This is a genomic window from Halomonas sp. LC1 (genome assembly GCF_030247125.1).
In the GTDB taxonomy this organism is placed as follows: Bacteria; Pseudomonadota; Gammaproteobacteria; order Pseudomonadales; family Halomonadaceae; genus Vreelandella.
In genome coordinates this window covers 44,699-64,048 of the sequence record NZ_JASSPG010000002.1, presented here as the reverse complement: position 1 = coordinate 64,048, position 19,350 = coordinate 44,699, and the positions used below count along the sequence as shown (strand labels likewise).

The following is a 19,350-nucleotide window of genomic DNA, read 5'->3' as shown; positions in this document are numbered from 1 at the left end:
CACATAGGTTCGTCCTTGTTCTTATTGGAGTCGCCGCCCTGGGGAGGTCGTTATCAGGCTAGCTTTTTACCGATGCTACTGAAAAATGCCTGGCGCGCCAATCAGGGCTCCAGAAAACGCTGCCACAACGTGGTCACCACCTGACGATGTTCTGCAAACTCGCTGACTTGCCCCAACGCCTTGTCTCCCGTCAACGCCGCGCGATGCGTTCGGATGCGGTAGGCCAAATACGCGTCGCGAAGTTGCTCGGCCTCCTCCTGGGTGATGTGCCCACTCTCCGCCAGGGTCTCCAGAATGCGAATATTGTCGCTATAGGTGATCAGCGCTGGCGTTTGGTGTGAGAGCGCCAGCACGGCGTACTGACACAGAAACTCGATATCCACCATGCCACCGGCGTCGTGTTTCAAGTTAAAGGTCGCGTCGGGGCCACTCTCCACCTGTCCTTTGGTACCCAGGTGGTCACGCATTTTGTGGCGCATGCTGACCACGTCGTCACGCAGCGATGCTGGGTCACGCTGACGGCGTAAAATCTCGCCACGCAGGGCATCGAACTTTTTGGCCAGCGACTCGTTGCCTGCCACCACGCGCGCGCGCACCAGCGCCTGATGCTCCCAGGTCCAGGCGTTTTGGTGCTGGTAGTCGGCGAAGGCATCGAGGGAAGTAACCAGCAGCCCCGCATTTCCTGAGGGTCGCAGGCGCATGTCCACTTCGTACAGGCTGCCTGCGGGGGTTACGGCGGTGAGCAGGTGGATGATGCGCTGGCCTAGGCGGGTGAAAAACACCGGAGTATCCAGAGGACGCGGACCGTCGGTACTGCCTTTGCCGTCGTTATCGTGCAGGAACACCAGATCCAGATCGGAGCCATAGCCCAACTCGATGCCGCCCAGCTTGCCGTAACCAATCACCAAGAACGCCGGCTCTTGGTGATGACACCCGGCGGGAGCGCCGTGCTTGCGCGTCACGTGTTTCCACGCCATGGCCAGCACCGCATCCAAGATCACTTCGGCGATGTAGGTTAAGTAATCGCTTACTTTCATCAGGTGGCGCGTACCGGCAATATCGGAGGCCGCCACGTGGAGCATCTGGGCGTGCTTGAAAACCCGCAGCGCCTCTAGCTGTGCTTCCTCGTCCTCTTCGGGTATGCGGTTGAGCGTTTGGCGCAGCTCATCGGCCAAACGCGCCTTGTCTGCGGGCGTGTAGAGCGTATCGGGGGTCAATAGCTCGTCCAGCAGGATCGGGTAGCGTGCTAGCTGCTCGGCAATCCAAGGGCTCGCCGAGCAGAGTCGCATAAGATGCTCCAGCGCCTGAGGGTTTTCCCGTAGCAGCGCCAGGTAAGCGGTACGGCGCAACACGGCCTCGATCAGCGGCTGCACCCGCGTCAGCGCGGTGTCTGGGGTCTCGCTCTCGGCAACGGCACTCAGCAGGAGCGGCATGAGCGCATCCAAACGCTCAAAGCCAATGCGCTGCATGCTTTGCACGGCCCGGGAGCTGGAGAGGCTCTGCACGCGCTTGAGCGCTTTTTCCGATTCGTTAAAGCCCGCTTCGCTGAGAAGGGCCTGAGCCTCATCCTCTTCAAGCTCACCGCGCCACAAAAGCCGCCACTGGTGGAGGCTGGCGTCGCTTTGCTCTTCATCGGCCTCTTCTTCAGGGTCCGCGATCACCGCGTCGAAGTGCTGGCGCACCCGCTCGCGGACCTCATCGAGTTGGGCGATAAGTCCGGGCCAATCCTCGTGCCCCATGGCGAAAGCGACGCGCTCGCGGTCCTCATCGTCGTTGGGCAGCATCTGCGTTTGGCGATCTTCCAGCGCCTGAAGGGCGTGCTCCAGATCGCGCAGGAAGGCGTAATCCGGCAGCAGCTCGTCTACCACGGCTGGGGGCAGCAGCCCAAGGTCGGGTAAGCGCTTGAGCGCTGTTTGCAGCGAGGTGACCTGCAGCTCGGTATCACGGCCGCCGCGAATCAGCTGAAACGCCTGCACCACGAACTCCACCTCGCGAATGCCTCCCGGCCCCAGCTTGATATTGCTCTGCATGCCTTTGCGCTTCACTTCCCGGTTGATCATTGCCTTCAGCTCGCGCAGCGATTCGATGGCCCCGAAATCCAGGTAGCGGCGATACACGAACGGCCGCAGGCTCGCCAGCAACTCATGCCCGGCGTCGAGGTCCCCAGCAATGGGCCGCGCTTTGAGCATTGCGTAGCGCTCCCACTCTCGGCCTTGGTCTTGATAGTAGCTGGAGAGCATCGAGAAGCTGCCCACCAGTGGGCCACCGTCGCCCAGCGGGCGCAGGCGCATATCCACGCGGAACACGAAGCCATCCGCCGTCATGGCATCCAGGGCAGCGATCAAACGCTGACCAAGCTTGGTGAAGTACTCTTGATGCTCGAGTGGCTTACGGCCACCTTCGGTCTCGCCCTTTTCAGGGAAGGCAAAAATCAAATCGATGTCCGAGGAGAGGTTGAGCTCCCCGGCGCCCAACTTACCCATTCCCAGCACCACCAGCCGTTGAGACTCACCCTGTCGTCGGGCCGCAGGCGTGCCCCAGCGGGGGGCATAAAAACGCTCCAGCCAGCCAAGCGCCGCGTCGGTGCACACTTCCGCCAGCCAAGAGACCGACCGAGCGGTGTCCCACATGGTGGCACCGTCGGGGCGATTAAGATCGCGCCAAATAATGCCCAGCATACGCGCGCGGCGAAAACGGCGCAGGATACGGTGCAACGCGTCTTCGTCCTCGGCGCTCTCCAGGGCATCATCCAACCACTGAGTCAGCGCTTCCTTACTGGGGGCGCTATCCAACTCTTCGGCAGCGTCCAGCTCGGCCAGCCAGAGGGGAAAGCGCGCCAGCGTATCGAGAGCAAAGGTGGAAATCGTCACCACTCGGGCGAGCGCTTCCCGGCGGGCAGGAGAGAGCGACTCCCAACTGCTGGAGGGTAGCGGCTGCTTGGTCATCGAGGCGATGTTGTCCGCTTGGCTCAACGCCTCGCTCAGGCGTTGGTGTGCCCCAGCGGCGGCAGGTGCGAGTGCTTTAGGAAGCGTGGCCGTGGGAAATAACGCATCGTGGGTATGCATGAGCACCTCTTTGCCAAGCGGTTGTTATGATTATTAACGACATTCTGGGCCGATTAGCCCATCCATTTTTCCCAGCCTAACAGCCCCCAGGTCAGGCCCGCCATCATCAGCGACAGCATCACCGCCGCCGAGCCAATGTCCTTAGCACGCCCAGATAGCTCGTGGTGTTCGGTGCCAATACGGTCGACCACGTTTTCAATCGCACTGTTTAGTAGTTCGACGATCAGCACTAAAAACAGGCTGCCAACCAGCAGCAGCCAGCTTACTGGGCCTTCGCCGATCCACCAGGCGAACGGCAGCAGCACGGCGGTAATCGCCAGCTCCTGGCGAAAGGCAGATTCGTTGCGAAACGCCGCTTTTAGCCCCTTCCAGGAGTAGCGTGTGGAGTGCAGTAAATGGGTTAACCCCGTGTGACTTGGCTTCATGCCCGTTGTGCCTCAGCTAAGCGTTTCATTAATTGGCCAATATCATTGCATCTAGATCTAACGACAGCGGGTCGAGCACCTCGGGCCAGCTGAGATAAGGTGTGCTGCCGCTCCCGTTCACCAGCACGCTGAACACGCCCCAGCGCCCTTGGGCCGTACGGAAATAGCCTGCCGCAGCGCGCACGGCAAACGGCTGGTTGAGCGTGCCGGTTTTCAGCATGACGTTATGTTGGAACGTGGATGAACCGCGACGAATAAAGCGCATCACCCCATTGGCGGGCGATTGAAAAGAGGCTACGAAACTGGGGAACAGCGCGCTTTGACGGAACATGTCCTCCAACATGACGTTGACACCGTGGGCCGAGGTGCGGTTATCGGTGGTGAGTCCACTGCCGCTGTGTAGCGTGATCGGGCCATGCCCAGGCAGGCGCTGGACGTAGGTTTCGATGGCCTGCCCTGCCTGACGCAGCTGCGCCTGGGGCGTTTCCACCAAGTTCAGCGCCAGCACGTCGGCCATGTAGTTGTTGGAGTAGTTCATGGTGCGCAACAGCAGCTCTTGTAGCGGCTGGCTATCCACGGCGGCCAGGCGCTGGGCGTTGCTCGGCGGCTGGCTGGCGCTGACGCGCCACGGATCACGAACGCTGACGCCCGACTGGTTGAGCATGCTGAGCAGTACCTGAGCCGTCTTCTCTGCGGCATCCCCCGCACCACGGTAGACATCCCGCGCCACTGCGTTGGTAGAAATCTGCCCCGTCAATCGCATGACATCACCGCGCTCGTCGGTTAGCCGCTCTGCGCTGATCTCGGTACCGCTATTGGCCGGACGCGTGACGACCTGATTATCGATCACGATCAGCGGGTCTTGGCTGTCGCACAGGCCTACCCGGGCAGGTGCCCCTGGCTGGGCGGCCGGCGCGACATTGACACACCAAGTGCCAAAGTTGACGCCTGCCGAGGTGAGCGGCGCGCTGTAGGCATTGGTCACCCGGGTGCGGGCATTGCAGCGGTCCGTGGTGATGCACTCCACCGGCCCGAAGCGCCACTGGCTAACCACCAGCGCGCCGTCAACGCGGTCAACGCCCGCCAGCCGCAAGCGTTGAACGAGCCGCCATAGATCTTCGGTGGTCAGACCTGGGTCACCGCCACCTTCGAACACGAGATCGCCCCTCAGCACGCCATCCTGCACCGCGCCGGTACTAACGAGTTGGCTAGTGAAGCGGTGCTGGGGGCCAAAGCGATTCAGCAAGGCCGCCGACATGTACGCTTTGGTGACCGAGGCGGGCGAGAGCTGACGCTCAGGGTTCAGGCTGCCCAGCAACGGGTTGCTGCCGCTATCGGCATCCAGAAGGCGCGCTTCGGCACTGATCGAAAACCCTTTTGCCTCGAGCTGGCTCAATCGGGTGAAGTCGGCCCAAAGCGCAGAACTGGCGCAGAGTGCCGCGGTCGTGAGCCCTGCGACGACACCGTTACGCAGCCAGCGTGCGGAAAAATGGAGTAAACACGTCACGTTGAGCTACCTCAATGCACATTCATTTTGGAAAAGACCTGTAGCGTCACCACGCCCGTCACGATCAGGGTAATGCCCAGCACGGCGGGCAGGTCGGGCTTTTCGCCAAACACCACGATGCCTACCAGCGTGACCAGCACGATACCCAACCCTGCCCAAATGGCGTAGGTCACCCCTACCGGCAGGGTGCGCAGCACCAGGCTCAATAAATAGAACGCAACGGCATAGCCCCCCACCACCAAGAGACTTGGCAGCGGCCGGGTAAACCCCGCCGAGGCTTTTAGCGCACTGGTGGCGATCACTTCCGCCACAATCGCTAGAATCAGATACACAAACGTCATGGGCGCTCCAAGTCGATGCACAAACGCCAGAGCGTTTGGCCACTTTGGTCATATTTGGCTTCAAACGGGGTGAGATAATCACCGTTAGGTTGCAGCGAAGTGACGCTGGCCGTCTGACCGGTGACGACTTCGACGGCCTGGGCAAACTCTTCCACATAGAGCTGCCAGTTCGAGCGCAGCTCCAGCCGCCCGCCCAAAGCTAACAGTGTGGGGAAAACCGGATGGCCATGCCAGCGCATTTTCAAGTGGGCCGACTTGGGATACGGGTTGGGGTACAGCAAATAGTGACGCTCGGGCGCCCAGCCGGCTTCCAGGGCCAGACGCCAAAAATCGACCAAATCGGCGCGCACCAGCAGCGCATTGTCCGGCGGCTCGCCGTGCTCGCGTCCCAGCCGATCTTCGCTGCGATCAACGCCGATCACACGATGTTCTGGGAACTGTATGGCGAGTCGCCGGGTCGATAACCCGACCCCGCAGCCAGCGTCGAGAATCAAGGGCGCCGTGTGCTGTTGCCGCCACGCATCGGCCTGCTCGAACGCACGACGCGTGTGGTCGGCAATGGGTTTGCGCAGCGGATGCGCGAGGGCGCGCGCAACTCGACGCGCCACATCGTGATGCGGACCGGGTTGATTGGACGTCACTGGCCGTGAAGTGTGCTGCATGCCATCCCCTGGGTTAAAAAAAGCGTGATTCTATCAGTCTCCCGCGCGCTCGGCATGACGCCGTTGTACGCCCGGTGCTATGATCACGCCCGAGCTATTTGTTCAGCTCACTATTAAGCTCGGATCGGTCACCGTTTTCGGCCTGGTCCGACAATAACTGTTATTAAAAACCACCGCACCACGAGGAACCCGGCTTGTCACACTTACCGGTGATTGTCGGCATGGGCGGCATCAATCCCGCCGGCAGAACCTCGGGCCATCAGGCCTTCCGCCGCACCGTGCTTGATGCTCTACCCGCCGACCAGCAGCGCCAAACCCTGGAAGGCTTAGCGGCACTCATGCGCCTTGCCGAGCACTCCGACAACGGATGGCACGACAGCGCAGGGCAGCCCATCGACGCCCCGGCCCAACGGCTGCGTGATCAGGTGCTTAACCACACGCTGATTCGCCGCAACGAAGACCCGCGCTTTCTCGCCCCCGGCCTACCCGCGAACCGACGAGCCGACTTGGCCCTGGCCGAGCCGCTGCGCGTGACGCTGCGCCGCCGCCAACTGCCGGAACAGCTACCCGACGGGTGGCAGGTGCGTGAGATCGACGCGCGGCAGGTCGAAGTCACCCTTCCTGCCGGTGCTTTCGACGTGCTGCTGCCTGATGCACAGGAACCCAAGGTCCGGGCCGCGGCCCAGCTGCCCAGCGGCTTCGATCCCGCCAGCCTGTACCGCAGCGTCCACCATCCGCGCGGACTCTCGATGGCGGTCTTCGGTGCCAGCGACTGCCTGGGTGCCAGCGGCCTCTCTTGGGAAACCCTGCGCCAGCAGCTCAACCCCGACCATATCGCTGTGTACGCGGGCAACTCGATTGGCCAGCTCGATGACCAGGGCTGGGGCGGCTTATTGAAAAGCTTGGTGACCGGCCAGCGCGCCACCTCCAAGCAGATGCCGCTGGGCTATGGGCAAATGCCCGCAGACTTTCTCAATGCCTATGTCCTCGGCAGCGTAGGCGGCACCGGTGCAGCGCTGGGTGCGTGCGCGAGCTTCCTCTACAACCTGCGTCTGGGCATCGAGGATATCCGCGCTGGCCGCCGCCGAGTGGTCATGGTGGGCACGGCCGATGCGCCAATCACGCCGGAGATCATCGAAGGTTTCCGCGCCATGGGCGCGCTGGCCGATGACGCCAGCCTGAAAGCGCTGGATGCCTTGGAGCTGCTCACCGATGCTGATTACCAGCGCGCCTGCCGCCCGTTTGCCCGCAATTGCGGGTTCACCATGGCCGAAGCGAGCCAGTTCCTGCTGCTGATGGACGACAGCCTCGCCCTCACGCTAGGCGCCGACATTCTGGGCGCGGTGCCCGAGGTCTTCGTCAACGCTGACGGCTACAAGCGCTCTATCTCTGCGCCCGGCATCGGCAACTACATCACTCTGGGCAAAGCGGCCGCGCTGGTCAAAGACATGCTGGGGGAGACCGCGCTGAAAGAGCGCACTTTCCTTCATGCCCACGGCACCAGCACGCCGAAAAACCGCACCACCGAATCCCACGTGTTCGATGAAATCGCCCGTGCGAACGGCATCGAGCAGTGGCCGGTGGTGGCGATCAAAGCGTTCATCGGCCACTCGCAAGGCTCTGCGGCGGGCGACCAGATGGCCAGCGCCCTGGGCAGCTTTGCCCACGGCTTGCTGCCGGGCATCCCGACGTTGGATGCGGTGGCCGATGACGTGTATGCCGAGCGGCTACGCTTTTTCACGACGCCGCAAGCGTTTACTGCCGACGCCGCCTTTATCAACGCCAAAGGCTTTGGCGGCAATAACGCCACGGGTGTCGTGCTCTCGCCCGACGTCACCGAGCGCCTGCTGGTCAAGCGCCACGGCCGTGCGGCCATCGATGCCTGGAAAGGCCGCCGCGAAACCGTCCGCGCCAACGCCGCGGCTTATCTCGCCGACGCCGACCGGGGACACTATGCACCTCGCTATCAGTTTGGCGAAGCGGTGCTGGAAGGCCCAGAGCTTGAGATACACGCAGACCGCATCCACATTCCCGGCTACGATCAGGCGGTGTCGCTGGCCGCCGACAATCCGTTTGGTTCGCTAGACGAGGAGACGCCGACATGACCACCCGCCGCGAGAATATCGCCGTCTACCCAGGGACGTTCGATCCGATCACCAACGGTCATTACGACCTGATCGAGCGCGGCGCGCGCATGTTCGACAAAGTGGTGATTGCCGTGGCGGCCAGCCCTGGCAAACGCCCCAGCCTGGATTTAGAGACGCGCATTGCGCTGGCGGAGTCGGTGTGCGCATCGCTGCCCAATGTCAGCGTCATTGGTTTCTCGACGCTGCTCACTACCATGATGCACGAGCAGGGCGCAACCATCATTCTGCGCGGCCTGCGTGCGGTCTCCGATTTCGAGTACGAGCTGCAGCTGGCCAACATGAATCGTGCTCAAAACCCGGAGCTCGAGAGCGTGTTTCTCACCCCGGCGGTGGAAAACTCTTATATCTCCTCGACCATCGTGCGGGAAATCGCCAAGCTGGGCGGCGATATTTCGCCGCTGGTGCATCCGCAGGTCGCAGAGGCGCTGCGTAAGCACTACACTACCTAGCTATCGATATTGTTGAGTAAAACACTCGGGTATCTGATTGCCCGAGTGATACGCCATTCGTGAGGTATGCCCATGGCCCTGATGATCACCGACGAATGCATTAACTGCGACGTCTGCGAACCGGAATGCCCCAATGACGCGATCTCTCCCGGTGAGGAGATTTACGTGATCAACCCCAATTTGTGCACCGAGTGTGTCGGCCACTTCGACGAGCCTCAGTGCCAGCAGGTGTGCCCGGTGGACTGTATTCCCCTCGACCCAGAGCGCCCCGAGACCCAAGAGCAGTTGATGGAGAAGTACCGCATCATTACTGCCGCTTAACTCGCCCACTCAAGATGCGCCTGAACATCTGTATAAGCGAAGGTCACTCTGAATGCGTATTTGGACCCTCGCTTGGCCCATCATACTCTCCAACATCACCGTGCCCCTGCTGGGGCTGGTGGACACGGCCGTGGTCGGGCACTTGCCCGATTCCCGCTATTTAGCCGGCGTTACCCTCGGTGCCACCCTATTCAGCTTCCTTTATTGGGGCTTTGGCTTTTTGCGCATGGGCACCACCGGGCTGGTGGCCCAGGCCATTGGGCGTGAGGCGTCGAGCGACGTTCGCAACCTGCTCGGCCAGTCGCTCATCATGGCGCTCGTCATCGGCACCCTATTGATCGTGTTTGGCTCGCCGCTGATCTCTCTTGGCCTGTGGTTACTGGATGGCAGCGCCGAGGCCACGCCGCTGGCCCGCGAGTATGCCGAGATTCGCCTCTGGTCTGCCCCTGCCGTACTGGCCAACTACGCCATTCTGGGGTGGTTCTTAGGGCAGCAGAACTCCCGCGTCACGCTGATGATTCTGCTGCTGACCAACAGCGTGAACATCCTGCTCGATCTGTGGTTCGTCGTCGGTCTAGGGATGACCAGCAACGGCGTCGCGCTGGCCAGCGTGTTTGCGGACTACAGCGCGCTGGCGTTTGGCGGCTATTTGGTGCTGCGCCAGCTGGGGCATTTGGAAGGCCGCTTTCAGCGCCAGCGGCTGCTGGCACTGAAGGCGTACTCGGCACTGTTCAACGTCAACGCCAACCTGTTCGTGCGTACCCTGGGGCTGCTGTTTGCCATGGCATTTTTTACGGCGCAAGGTGCCCGCCAGGGCGATACCGTGCTTGCCGCCAATGCCGTGCTGCTGCAGTTCATCATGCTCACCAGCTACGCCTTGGATGGCTTTGCCCACGCCGCAGAATCGCTAGTAGGGCGCGCTTACGGCCGCCGCGACTGGCGGGAGTTTGCCGCTACGGTGCGCGCCACGGCTCACTTCTCGTTCTGGACCTCCGCTGCGGCGGCACTGCTGTTTGCAGTGGGGGGTAACCAGCTCATTGCCCTGCTCACCGGACTCGATGACGTACGCGCCACCGCTGCCATCTATCTACCGTGGATGGTGGTCATGCCGCTCATCGCCGTGTGGAGCTATCTATTCGACGGCGTGTTTATCGGCACTACGGCGGTGAGGGAAATGCGCAACAGCATTTTTGCAGGCCTCGCCGTTTACCTACCTACTTGGTGGTTCTGCCAGGGACTGGGCAATCACGGCCTCTGGCTGGCGTTTACGCTCTTCACCCTGACTCGCTCGGCCGTGCTCATTGGTTACTACCGCTACTACCGGCTGACCCGCTGGCGTGCGTCCCCCCGCGTGTCTCACCTTTGATCAGCAGCGTTGAACGCCACAACGGGCAGGGCTAGCTAACTGCGCTACCGTAGTGTGATGCGACAATGCTAAGCGCCCTGCGCATTGGCCGTTGAGGGATGAAAATTGTGCCGCACCGCCGTATATTAGCCGCGCACTTCCTAATAACGAATAAAGTGAGCACTCCATGCTAAAACTCATATCAAAACCAGCGGTTAAGCTGGTCGAGCGTTATTTGCCAGACCCGTATATCTTCGTCCTCTTGCTAACCCTCATTGCCGCCGTCGCCGCCATTGCGGTAGAGCGTCAAACGCCCTTGGCCGTGCTGCGTATGTGGGGTGACGGCTTCTGGGGCTTGCTGACCTTCTCGATGCAAATGCTGCTCGTGCTGGTCACCGGCTTTATGCTGGCAAGCTCGCCACCGGTAAAACGCATTCTGCAAAAAATTGCCGGTACCGCGAAATCACCCGGCGGCGCGATCATTCTCGTCACGCTGGTGTCACTGGCGGCTAGCTGGATCAACTGGGGCTTTGGCCTGGTGGTCGGCGCGCTGTTCGCCAAAGAGCTGGCGCGTGTGATCAAGGTTGATTACCGCCTGCTGGTGGCCAGCGCCTACTCGGGCTTCGTGGTGTGGCACGGCGGTTTGGCCGGTTCGGTGCCGCTGACGATTGCCACCGAAGGCCACTTCTCTGCGGACCAGATCGGCGTCATTGGCACTGGCTCGACTATTTTCGCCTTCTTCAACCTGGCTATCGTCATCTGCCTATTCATCGCCGTACCGCTGGTCAACCGTATGATGCTGCCCGATGAGAAAGACAGCGTCTACGTCGACCCCAAACTGCTCGACGACGAGCCAGAGCCCGTAGGCCGTATCACGCGACCTGCCGAAAAGCTCGAAAACAGCATGCCGCTGGCGCTGCTGGTGGGCGTGCCGGGCCTACTGTTCCTGCTCGACCACTTCATTCTGCGCGGCGGCGGCCTGAACCTGAACGTGGTGAATTTCATGTTCCTGTTCCTGGCGATCGTGCTGCACCGCACGCCCCGCAACCTGCTCACTAGCCTGAACGAGGCCATTAAAGGCGGCGCGGGTATCGTGATTCAGTTCCCCTTTTATGCGGGCATCATGGCGATCATGGTGCAGTCGGGCCTTGCACAGAGCATGTCCGAATGGCTGGTCTCGTTTGCAACCGCGAACTCGCTGCCGTTCTGGTCGTTCATTAGCGCCGGTATCGTGAACCTGTTCGTGCCTTCCGGCGGTGGTCAGTGGGCGGTACAAGCGCCGGTCATGCTGCCTGCCGCAGAAGCGCTGGGGGCCGACATTGCCCGCGTGGCCATGGCGGTGGCCTGGGGTGATGCCTGGACCAACCTGCTGCAGCCGTTCTGGGCACTGCCAGTGCTGGCGATTGCAGGTTTAAAAGCCAAGGACATTATGGGTTTCTGTCTCATTCAACTGTTCATCACCGGTATCATTATTTCTGTAGGCTTGGTTTGGTTCTAAGCCTCTAAGCATTACATCTACGCCCGCCCTTGCTATGTCTAGCTGAGGGGCGGGCATTTTTCGCTTTTAAGGTGACGTTTATGTCCGACACTTCCTCCGAACACAGCGCACTCCCCGGCCAGCATGAGCTCTCCATGACCGTGTTGATGACGCCGGATATGGCCAACTTCAGCGGTAAAGTCCACGGGGGTGCTATCCTTAAAAAGCTCGATGAAGTGGCCTACGCCTGTGCCAGCCGCTACTCCGGCCACTACGTGGTCACGCTATCGGTGGATCAGGTATTGTTTAAACAGCCGATTCACGTGGGAGAGCTGGTCACCTTTCTTGCCAGCGTCAACCATGTCGGCCGCTCCTCCATGGAAATTGGCATCAAGGTAGTGGCCGAGGATATTCGCCAGAAGCTGATTCGCCATACCAATAGCTGTTACCTCACCATGGTGGCCGTGGACGCCGACGGCAAACCCGCCCGGGTGCCACCCCTGCCGCTGGAGACCCCGCTGCAGAAGCTGCGCTTCGAAAAAGCCGCGCTGCGCAAGAAGCTACGCAAACAGGCAGAGCGTGAAGAGGAGCTGACCCAGCAGCATCACCAGCAGCGCTAAGCGCTGCTCTACCCGCGACGACAAGGAGTCATCATGCCCATCAGGCAGCGCTATCCCCACCTGCCCAAGGCCGTTGAGTATGCGCACATCGGCTGGGATCTGCTGATCCTCGCCGCCGTTATTATTAACCTTAGCCTGCTGCTGTTTGACTCGCTGTTTCTGATTGGCCCGATCAACCAATCGATTGCCGCTATCGCGCCCGGTTTTCACCGTTTTTACGATACGGCGATTCACAGCCGCTTCATGGCCATTGATTTGGTCTTTGTCAGTTTCTTTATTGCCGATGTGCTGCTGGGCTGGGCCGTGGCGATTGCCGAGCGGCGCTATCACCGCTGGTTCTTTTACCCGTTTGTGCACTGGTACGACGTGCTGGGCTGCATTCCGCTCAGCGGGTTCCGTTGGCTGCGCGTGTTTCGCGTCATCTCGCTCCTGCACCGGTTACATCGGCTGCGCTTGATCGATGTGACGCGCTGGTCGGTCTATCGGTTTTTTGCCAAGTATTACGACATTTTGCTGGAAGAGCTCTCCGACCGTATTGCGCTGCGCCTGCTGGGCAATGTTCAGGAGCAGATCGTTGCCAGCGACTCGCTCACCGAGCGCGTCATCGAGCGGGTGATCATGCCGCGTAAAACCCAGCTCATCCACGAAATTGCCGAGCGCTTAGAGGCCACGGCAGGCCGAGCCTATCAGCAAAATCGCACCGCCATCATGGCGGCCATCGATGATCTGGTGAGTCGCACGCTGCGGGAGAGCCCGGAAATTCGACGGCTTCACCGCTTACCCATGGGGCAGACCGCGTCCAGTGCGATGCAGGCATCCATTAGCAACGTGGCCCAGCGTTTGGTGGATGAAATGGCCCAGGGCATGCACTCCCCCGCCTTCCGCCAGCTCGTTGAGCGCACGGCTGAAAATGGCTTTGACAGCTGGCTAACCGTCGACGACTCCAGCGCAAAAGTGACCGAGCAAGTGCTTTACGATGTGCTCGAAATGCTTAAAGAGCAGGTACGCCACCAAGGCTGGAAAGACCGCTACGACTAACTAGACCGTTGCGGTTGCCAAGGGCGGCTGCTCAAGGCTCGCTCGAAGGATCGCCAGCGCACGCTTGAGCGCCGTTTGGTCGGCGGCGGCACCGATGCAAATCCGCACCGCCTGGGGGGCGGGGGCGCTGCCCACGCAGAAGGGTTCCGCGCTGGTCACTTTAACGCCCTGCTGATGGAGCCGTTCGCACAGCTCTAGCGCCCGCACGCCATCGGGCAGCGTTAGCCATACGTTGCTGCCGTTTGGCTGGCGGCTCAGCGAATAGCCCGCCAGATGGTCCGTCACGATCTGCTGCCGCGCCGCCAGCTCCTGGGTTTGCCACGCCAGCAGCTCGTGTGCGGAGGGCTGGCTCACCCAGTGGCAGACCACATCCACCATGAGCGGTGGCACCATCCAACTTTGCGCCCTCAATGCCGCCGCCAGCCGCTCCAACAGCGCAGGCGGCGCGCGCAGCACGCCCATACGCAGCCCGCCTGCCAGCACTTTCGCCGTGCTAAACACAAACAGCGTGCGCTCTGGCGCGAGCTGATACAGCGGCGTGCCGCGCTGTTCAACGGGTAGGTACTGCACGCCATCCTCCAGCAGCCATATATCGTAGCGCCTTGCTATCGCCACGAGCTGCCCCCGGCGCGCTTCGCTCAAGCAGAGGCCGGTGGGGTTGTTTTGATCGGGAGTGAGGTAAATCAAGCGGGGCGGCTGGCGAGCGCACTGTGCTTCCAGCGCCTCCATGCACATCCCATCTTGATCAAAGGGGATGGCGACCACCTTGAGATGCGCCTGCTGGGCGGCACTGATGGCTCCTGGGTACGTCAGCGCATCCGCAGCGACCAGCTCCCCCGGGCGCAAAAGTGTGCCGAGCGTTAGGCTAATGCCGTGCTGCCCGCCTTGAGTAATCAGCAGTTCCTCCGCGTTCAGGGGCATGCCTAATCGTGTGAGCCACTGAGAGAGAGCGGCGCGGTGGTGGTCGCTACCCTGGGAGCTTGAGTAAGCAACGCTGCGCCTGAGCGCATCCGCCGAGGTGCTTAGCGCACTCAGTGCCGTGCTCATCGCCTGCTCTCGCAGGGGGTGGGGCGGCGGTAGGCTGAGGCTTAAATCAATCGTGTCGTCATCGGCTTGCGTGGCGGGCTGACCGCCAAACACACGGGCTGGCCCGCGCTGTTTCACGTAGGTGCCGCTGCCTACCCGAGCGCTCACCCAGCCGCGTTGCTCTGCTTCAGCGTAGCCACGGGTGACGGTGCCCACGGTGACGCCTAACGCATCCGCCAATCGTCGCTGAGGCGGCAGCTTGTCATCTGGCGCTAATTCACCGCTGGTAATGGCATCGCCTATCGCCTGGGCAATCGCCCGATAGCGTGGGCCGCTCATGTGTTCAATGGAAGGCACCCAAATTGTCATGGTGACAATAAAACCTTTGACGTAAAAATTAGCCACATTATGCTAACAAAAACGACCAACAACAACTCAATCATCACAATTGTATGGATACAAAAAATGAACAGTGAATGGCTAATCCTTGGCCCAGCAGCGCTCTATATGATGTCGATGACGCTCACTCCGGGGCCCAACAACATCATGCTTACCGCTTCTGGGGCCAACTTTGGCTTTCGACGTACGATGCCGCATATGTGGGGAATTTTAGGAGGCTGTTTCTTACTGTTTGCCAGCATTGCACTGGGGCTAGGCGTGCTGTTCGAACGCTTCCCTGTGGTGCAAACCACGCTGCGCTGGATAGGGAGTGCTTATTTGCTCTACCTTGCCTGGAAAATCGCCACCGCACCGCCGCCCAATTTACACGGTAGCCAGCACGGGGTACCGCTGACGTTTTGGCAGGCGGCCATGTTCCAATTCGCTAACCCAAAAGCGTGGGTGATGGGGCTGGCGCTCATGGCGGGCTTTTTACCGGAAAGCGGCCAGCCGGTCATCAATGCTTTCGTACTGGCCGGGTTTGCGGAGCTGGTGGCGCTGCCCTGCATTGCCCTGTGGGCCGCGTTTGGCAGCGCCATCGGGCAGTGGATCAAAAGCGACCGAGCATGGCGCGGGTTCAACATCACGATGGGCGTACTCACCGCCGCCTGCGTGTGGCTGATTTTGCGTTAGCCGCAGCGCAGCGCCTCGATCATGTCGTTGCTTTCCAAGTGAATATTGAGCCGATCGTCGCGGTAGTCCATGGTCGCGGCGCTGCCGGGACGCAGCACACGCACCTGACGGGCACCGCTCTGCTCTTCGAGCGTCGCCACGTTGGCCTCATCAAAGGGCGCACCAATCGCGTACTGCACGGCGCTGGCATCGCATGTTTGGTTGGTCGGCGCGGTGGGATCGACCGTCGGCGGCTTCGGCGCGGCGGTTTCACTGGGTGTGCTGCTACATCCGGCGAGCAGTAACACGGCCAGCGCGCTGCCCACGCGTTTTAGATGGCGTGGCGGGGTGGTCATCCTACGATTGACGGGCATCATGATCGCTCTCCCTCGATGACGTTTGTCTGATCACTTGTTTCGCTGTCTTCATACGCAGTGCGGGCCAGACATTGCTGCCTAGCCCGCACGTTGCACAACAAGCTGTTAGATCGAACCTTAACTTGCGGCGTCCTGAACGGCTTGACCGCCCTCTTCAACGTCTTGTCCTGCCCCTGCGATGGTGTTGCAGCCCGCTAGAGCACCCGCAGTGATGAGCAGAATAAAGCTCGTCGCCAGTAGTTTTTTCATCGTGTTCTCCTTAACAAGTCATTCAACATCGGGAAGCTCCGGCGGTAGCCTTACCGCCTGGGAGTGTTTTTAGCGTAACAGATTTTAATAATTTCGCCTGTTTTCGCTGAGTTATCCGCTGCCTGCTATGATGCTTGCCAAACCGTTTGGCTTAGGAGCACTCCGCTTGGCAACCTTTGAACTCGACCCACGCTTAGAAGCAGATACCCTACCTTTAGCGGATCTCCCGCTCTCCTGCGCGCTGTTGATGAACGATGCCCGCTACCCCTGGGTCGTGCTGGTGCCCAGAGTGGCCTCGGTCAGCGAAGTGTTCGAGCTGAGCCAAGCGGAGCAAGCGCAGCTTTGGCGGGAAGCCACTCAACTGGGCGCGGCCATGAAAGAGGCCTTCCAGGGCGACAAACTCAATATCGCCACGTTGGGCAACGTGGTCAGCCAGCTACATATCCATCTGGTGGTGCGCTATACCGATGACGCCAGCTGGCCCGCGCCGGTGTGGGGCAACGGCACTCCCACGCCTTATGAGCTCGCCCAGCAGGGGGAACGCCGGGAACAGCTGCTAGCGCACATTGAGGGGCTGTCGCTTTAAGCTCAACCGCCCAAAAGCGATCCTCGTGCTGGCGGCTCGTTGAGTAACGGGCCGCTGGCGGGCTGTGCCGCACCGGCCAGCGCCAAGGAAATCCCCAGCGCAATAATCACCGCCCCACCGGTGAGTGCCGCCCAGCCAGCGGCTTTTTCGACCCGCTGCTGGCTCTGCTTTTGTAGCCGCTTGGTGGCCCATCCTCGGGCCACGATACTCGCCAGGGCCAGTATCGACACGGTAATGCCCGTGCCCAGCGACATCGCCACCACCGATGCGACCCCTACGTAAAATTGGCCCAAAAGGCTCGCGGCACCTAGCATCAAAATCGCTCCGCTGCAGGGGCGCATACCAATCGCCCCGACGGTCATCAAGGCCGTACGCCAATCCAACGCCTGCTCGGGTTCAATATGATGGGCACCGCCACAGCAGTGGCTGTGGTCGTGGCTGTGATCATGCGCATGTACGTGCTCCATGACCGGCTCACTCTGCACGGCATAGGCATGGCGCAGCTGTTTCACCGCCCGCCAGCAGAGCCAAGCCCCTAATAGCGCTACCAGCAGAAAGCTGGCCTGCTCCACCCAAGCCACGCTGCCCATGGCTTGACGCGTCACCCAGCCTAGCCCGTGTACCAATACCGCCACCATCGCAATGGCCGTCACGCCCTGTAGTAGCGAGGCAGCAAACGAGAGCCCTAGCGCCCGGCGAGTCGCACCGCCATGAGACGCCAAATAGGTGGCCAATACTGCTTTACCGTGTCCCGGCCCTGCGGCATGAAACACGCCGTACGCAAAACTGACGCCGAGCAGCGTGATCCATGTGGCGGTGGTGGGCGTTCGTGACAGCTCGGTAATCGCCAGAGTCAAACTGCGGTGTAGCTCTCGCTGCCACGCCAATAGCTGCAGGCTCACCCCCTGTAAATTCACCTGCATGGCCCACACCAGCAGCGCCACGCCCATGAGCGCCACAGCGCCGATGGTGAGTTGTCGTCGCGTTAACGGCATGCCACCTCCAGAAAAGATATAAAGTAACACTTTATACACGACTCGACCGACGGGCGGCTAGCGACAATCCACGCGGCCCGTTTCCGCAAAGTGACGGCCTAACCCTGGTTCGCCCTCTTCGTCCGTATCCAGCAGCGCTGCCTGCATGACCAGCTCAGGGTCGGGGTCGGCGGGTAGTACGCTGAGCGCGCAGTCGGGTTCGCCGTTGAGAATCAGCGCTTGTGGAGAGGGCTCGTCGCCCTCCTCCTCGTGTACCATCTCGATGTAGTACGTGGGGTCGAAGACTTGATACTCCAGCACCTGCCCGCTGAGGGGTTGAGGCGTGGCCAGCGGCAGAATGAACATAAACGTCAAACGGCCGTCCCGCTCCATCGCGGTGTACTCGGTGACCTCGCCAAACGTCTGCGGCTCGTCGCCGACCCGCACCTCGGTAAAGTAGTGCTGAGGAGTCAAGTTATCGCGAATCTCACTGCCCAACTGATCCAGCCCCTGCTCCAGGCTAGCGCCCGGCACCTGCTGCAACTCCTCCATCACTACCAGGCTATAGAAGGGGTCCATCCGCCATGTTTGATGAAGCCCGGTAACAGCACCGTCATCGTTGGTAATGACACGCACGCTCATGTCGATCCAGCCGTGAGGGTGGGCCTGTGCCATCGAACTGATCAACAGGCTGCCCACCAGCAGCGCTTGGCCGGTACGACGCAGCGTGGCAGGTGACCATGCATTCATCACGGCAATTCTCCTAATTTGCGCTGTAACTCCACGAGCCAGGGATCTAGCACATAAGGCGGTATCGGCTGGCTACCGCGCAGTGCTGACACGCTGACCAGACTTCCCCCTTGAGCTTCGCTTACTTGAAGCTGAATCCGATATCCGGGCCAGCGTGCCAGGCTTGCCTCGGCGCGCCCTAAGGTCAAGTCAGCGTGGCGTATCACATAGCCCTGCTCCATCATCAGTGTTACCGCCTCGCGGAAGGTGTGCTCCATTGGCGCGCTATAGCGCAGCTCGCGCGGTTCAAGGGGTTGCGTGGTGGCACAGCCTGCCAGCCATAACGCGGCGCACAGCGTGAGCGCTACCCATGAGGTATGGCGGAATGGTGTCATGATGCCCCCTGCGGTGTGACGGATGACGAAAAAGCTTTCTGGAAACGGCCACAGAAGTCATCGTTACTGGCACTATAGGACTCTCGCAAGTCGCCCAGGTGGTCAAAGCGGCGAATGTTCCGTGAGATGCGCAGATGGCCATCGCGGGCAAGCAGCGATACCCGCTCTACTTCAACGGGCTGCTGGCCAAAACCTGGGCCGAAGGCGCCTCCCACGCCAATCCCTACACTGCGACCAATACCAAACCCGCCAAACAGGCGGAAGCCGCTGCCGTAGCCATAGTCGTAGTCATAGCGGTCGTAGTAGCCGATCAGCTCGCGCTCCCGGGAGGCACTCACTAGCCCAAGCTCCGTATCAGTGGTCTCCAACGAAAATCCCCAGGCTTCCAGCACGTCGATGCTTTCCGTCAAAACGCTCAGCGTTTCATCTGGCGAAGACTGGCCGGTGGGGAAGTAGCAAGCCGCCGCTGGCGCAGGCTCCGCTTGGGGCAGCCGGTCAGGAACCGTCTGACAACCCGCCAGTGCCAACAGGCAGGTAATGCTAAGGGGTATGGCCTTCATGAAAAAT

Annotated in this window: 21 protein-coding genes; 9 read left to right on the top strand and 12 right to left on the bottom strand. The window is 61.0% G+C overall.

The window, feature by feature from the left end; translation table 11 throughout:
- Positions 1 to 101 precede the first annotated feature (101 nt).
- From glnE to trmB, 5 genes are read right to left on the bottom strand one after another with little or no spacing between them, the layout of a single operon-like run.
- On the bottom strand, positions 102 to 3,065 hold the full coding sequence (glnE, locus tag QIT27_RS03200; RefSeq protein WP_285262871.1) for a bifunctional [glutamate--ammonia ligase]-adenylyl-L-tyrosine phosphorylase/[glutamate--ammonia-ligase] adenylyltransferase: 2,964 nt from the start codon (positions 3,063 to 3,065) through the stop codon (positions 102 to 104).
- A gap of 53 nt (positions 3,066 to 3,118) precedes the next feature.
- Positions 3,119 to 3,490, bottom strand: a complete 372-nt coding sequence (locus QIT27_RS03195) for a diacylglycerol kinase (protein WP_159343181.1) — start codon at positions 3,488 to 3,490, stop codon at positions 3,119 to 3,121.
- A 28-nt stretch (positions 3,491 to 3,518) separates the two neighbouring features.
- Complete coding sequence (dacB, locus tag QIT27_RS03190) at positions 3,519 to 4,997, bottom strand: D-alanyl-D-alanine carboxypeptidase/D-alanyl-D-alanine endopeptidase (RefSeq protein ID WP_285262870.1); 1,479 nt, start codon at positions 4,995 to 4,997, stop codon at positions 3,519 to 3,521.
- An 11-nt stretch (positions 4,998 to 5,008) separates the two neighbouring features.
- Positions 5,009 to 5,338: a DMT family transporter gene (locus QIT27_RS03185; protein WP_285262869.1), complete on the bottom strand. Its 330-nt coding sequence runs from the start codon at positions 5,336 to 5,338 to the stop codon at positions 5,009 to 5,011.
- On the bottom strand, positions 5,335 to 6,000 hold the full coding sequence (gene trmB, locus QIT27_RS03180; protein WP_253017464.1) for a tRNA (guanine(46)-N(7))-methyltransferase TrmB: 666 nt from the start codon (positions 5,998 to 6,000) through the stop codon (positions 5,335 to 5,337). Before trmB ends, QIT27_RS03185 begins: the two co-directional genes overlap by 4 nt.
- Before the next feature lie 221 nt (positions 6,001 to 6,221).
- On the opposite strand from trmB, the gene QIT27_RS03175 reads away from it, so the two are divergent.
- From QIT27_RS03175 to QIT27_RS03145, 7 genes are all read left to right on the top strand, one after another.
- The gene (locus QIT27_RS03175) at positions 6,222 to 8,105 is read left to right on the top strand and encodes a beta-ketoacyl synthase (protein ID WP_285263153.1); all 1,884 of its coding nucleotides are present in this window, start codon (positions 6,222 to 6,224) and stop codon (positions 8,103 to 8,105) included.
- On the top strand, positions 8,102 to 8,596 hold the full coding sequence (gene coaD / locus QIT27_RS03170; RefSeq protein ID WP_285262868.1) for a pantetheine-phosphate adenylyltransferase: 495 nt from the start codon (positions 8,102 to 8,104) through the stop codon (positions 8,594 to 8,596). The genes QIT27_RS03175 and coaD overlap by 4 nt, the downstream gene beginning before the upstream one ends.
- 72 nt (positions 8,597 to 8,668) lie before the next feature.
- Positions 8,669 to 8,917: a YfhL family 4Fe-4S dicluster ferredoxin gene (locus QIT27_RS03165; protein WP_039182874.1), complete on the top strand. Its 249-nt coding sequence runs from the start codon at positions 8,669 to 8,671 to the stop codon at positions 8,915 to 8,917.
- Between the two features lie 52 nt (positions 8,918 to 8,969).
- Entirely contained in the window at positions 8,970 to 10,283 is a 1,314-nt protein-coding gene (locus tag QIT27_RS03160; protein WP_285262867.1) for an MATE family efflux transporter, read from the top strand.
- A gap of 166 nt (positions 10,284 to 10,449) precedes the next feature.
- Positions 10,450 to 11,760, top strand: a complete 1,311-nt coding sequence (locus QIT27_RS03155) for a short-chain fatty acid transporter (RefSeq protein ID WP_285262866.1) — start codon at positions 10,450 to 10,452, stop codon at positions 11,758 to 11,760.
- Between the two features lie 80 nt (positions 11,761 to 11,840).
- On the top strand, positions 11,841 to 12,359 hold the full coding sequence (locus QIT27_RS03150) for an acyl-CoA thioesterase (RefSeq protein ID WP_285262865.1): 519 nt from the start codon (positions 11,841 to 11,843) through the stop codon (positions 12,357 to 12,359).
- A gap of 33 nt (positions 12,360 to 12,392) precedes the next feature.
- Positions 12,393 to 13,397, top strand: a complete 1,005-nt coding sequence (locus QIT27_RS03145; protein WP_285262864.1) for an ion transporter — start codon at positions 12,393 to 12,395, stop codon at positions 13,395 to 13,397.
- Here the strand turns inward: QIT27_RS03145 and QIT27_RS03140 are convergent, their stop codons facing one another.
- Positions 13,398 to 14,792 (bottom strand): aminotransferase-like domain-containing protein, encoded by a 1,395-nt coding sequence (locus QIT27_RS03140; RefSeq protein ID WP_285262863.1) that lies wholly within the window; start codon positions 14,790 to 14,792, stop codon positions 13,398 to 13,400. It abuts the gene before it with no gap.
- A 96-nt stretch (positions 14,793 to 14,888) separates the two neighbouring features.
- Here QIT27_RS03140 and QIT27_RS03135 point away from each other — a divergent pair, with 96 nt between their 5' ends.
- On the top strand, positions 14,889 to 15,494 hold the full coding sequence (locus QIT27_RS03135) for a LysE family translocator (protein ID WP_159343191.1): 606 nt from the start codon (positions 14,889 to 14,891) through the stop codon (positions 15,492 to 15,494).
- Here the strand turns inward: QIT27_RS03135 and QIT27_RS03130 are convergent.
- Entirely contained in the window at positions 15,491 to 15,850 is a 360-nt protein-coding gene (locus tag QIT27_RS03130; protein ID WP_254436402.1) for an I78 family peptidase inhibitor, read from the bottom strand. The two genes, QIT27_RS03135 and QIT27_RS03130, sit on opposite strands and share 4 nt — an antisense overlap.
- 117 nt (positions 15,851 to 15,967) lie before the next feature.
- Positions 15,968 to 16,099 (bottom strand): entericidin A/B family lipoprotein, encoded by a 132-nt coding sequence (locus QIT27_RS03125; RefSeq protein WP_044630151.1) that lies wholly within the window; start codon positions 16,097 to 16,099, stop codon positions 15,968 to 15,970.
- A 166-nt stretch (positions 16,100 to 16,265) separates the two neighbouring features.
- Between QIT27_RS03125 and QIT27_RS03120 the strand changes: the two genes are divergently transcribed.
- Complete coding sequence (locus QIT27_RS03120; RefSeq protein WP_285262862.1) at positions 16,266 to 16,685, top strand: HIT domain-containing protein; 420 nt, start codon at positions 16,266 to 16,268, stop codon at positions 16,683 to 16,685.
- A gap of 2 nt (positions 16,686 to 16,687) precedes the next feature.
- On the opposite strand, the gene QIT27_RS03115 is transcribed toward QIT27_RS03120, so the two are convergent.
- The 4 genes from QIT27_RS03115 to QIT27_RS03100 are packed head-to-tail and all read right to left on the bottom strand — an operon-like array spanning position 16,688 to position 19,343.
- Entirely contained in the window at positions 16,688 to 17,680 is a 993-nt protein-coding gene (locus QIT27_RS03115; protein ID WP_285262861.1) for a nickel/cobalt transporter, read from the bottom strand.
- Between the two features lie 57 nt (positions 17,681 to 17,737).
- A complete protein-coding gene (locus tag QIT27_RS03110; RefSeq protein WP_159343194.1) occupies positions 17,738 to 18,409 on the bottom strand; it encodes a DUF1007 family protein in 672 nt (223 codons plus the stop codon).
- Positions 18,409 to 18,783, bottom strand: coding sequence for a hypothetical protein (locus QIT27_RS03105; protein WP_285262860.1), 375 nt, complete (start codon positions 18,781 to 18,783; stop codon positions 18,409 to 18,411). Before QIT27_RS03105 ends, QIT27_RS03110 begins: the two co-directional genes overlap by 1 nt.
- The gene (locus QIT27_RS03100; RefSeq protein ID WP_285262859.1) at positions 18,780 to 19,343 is read right to left on the bottom strand and encodes a hypothetical protein; all 564 of its coding nucleotides are present in this window, start codon (positions 19,341 to 19,343) and stop codon (positions 18,780 to 18,782) included. Before QIT27_RS03100 ends, QIT27_RS03105 begins: the two co-directional genes overlap by 4 nt.
- Positions 19,344 to 19,350 lie beyond the last annotated feature (7 nt).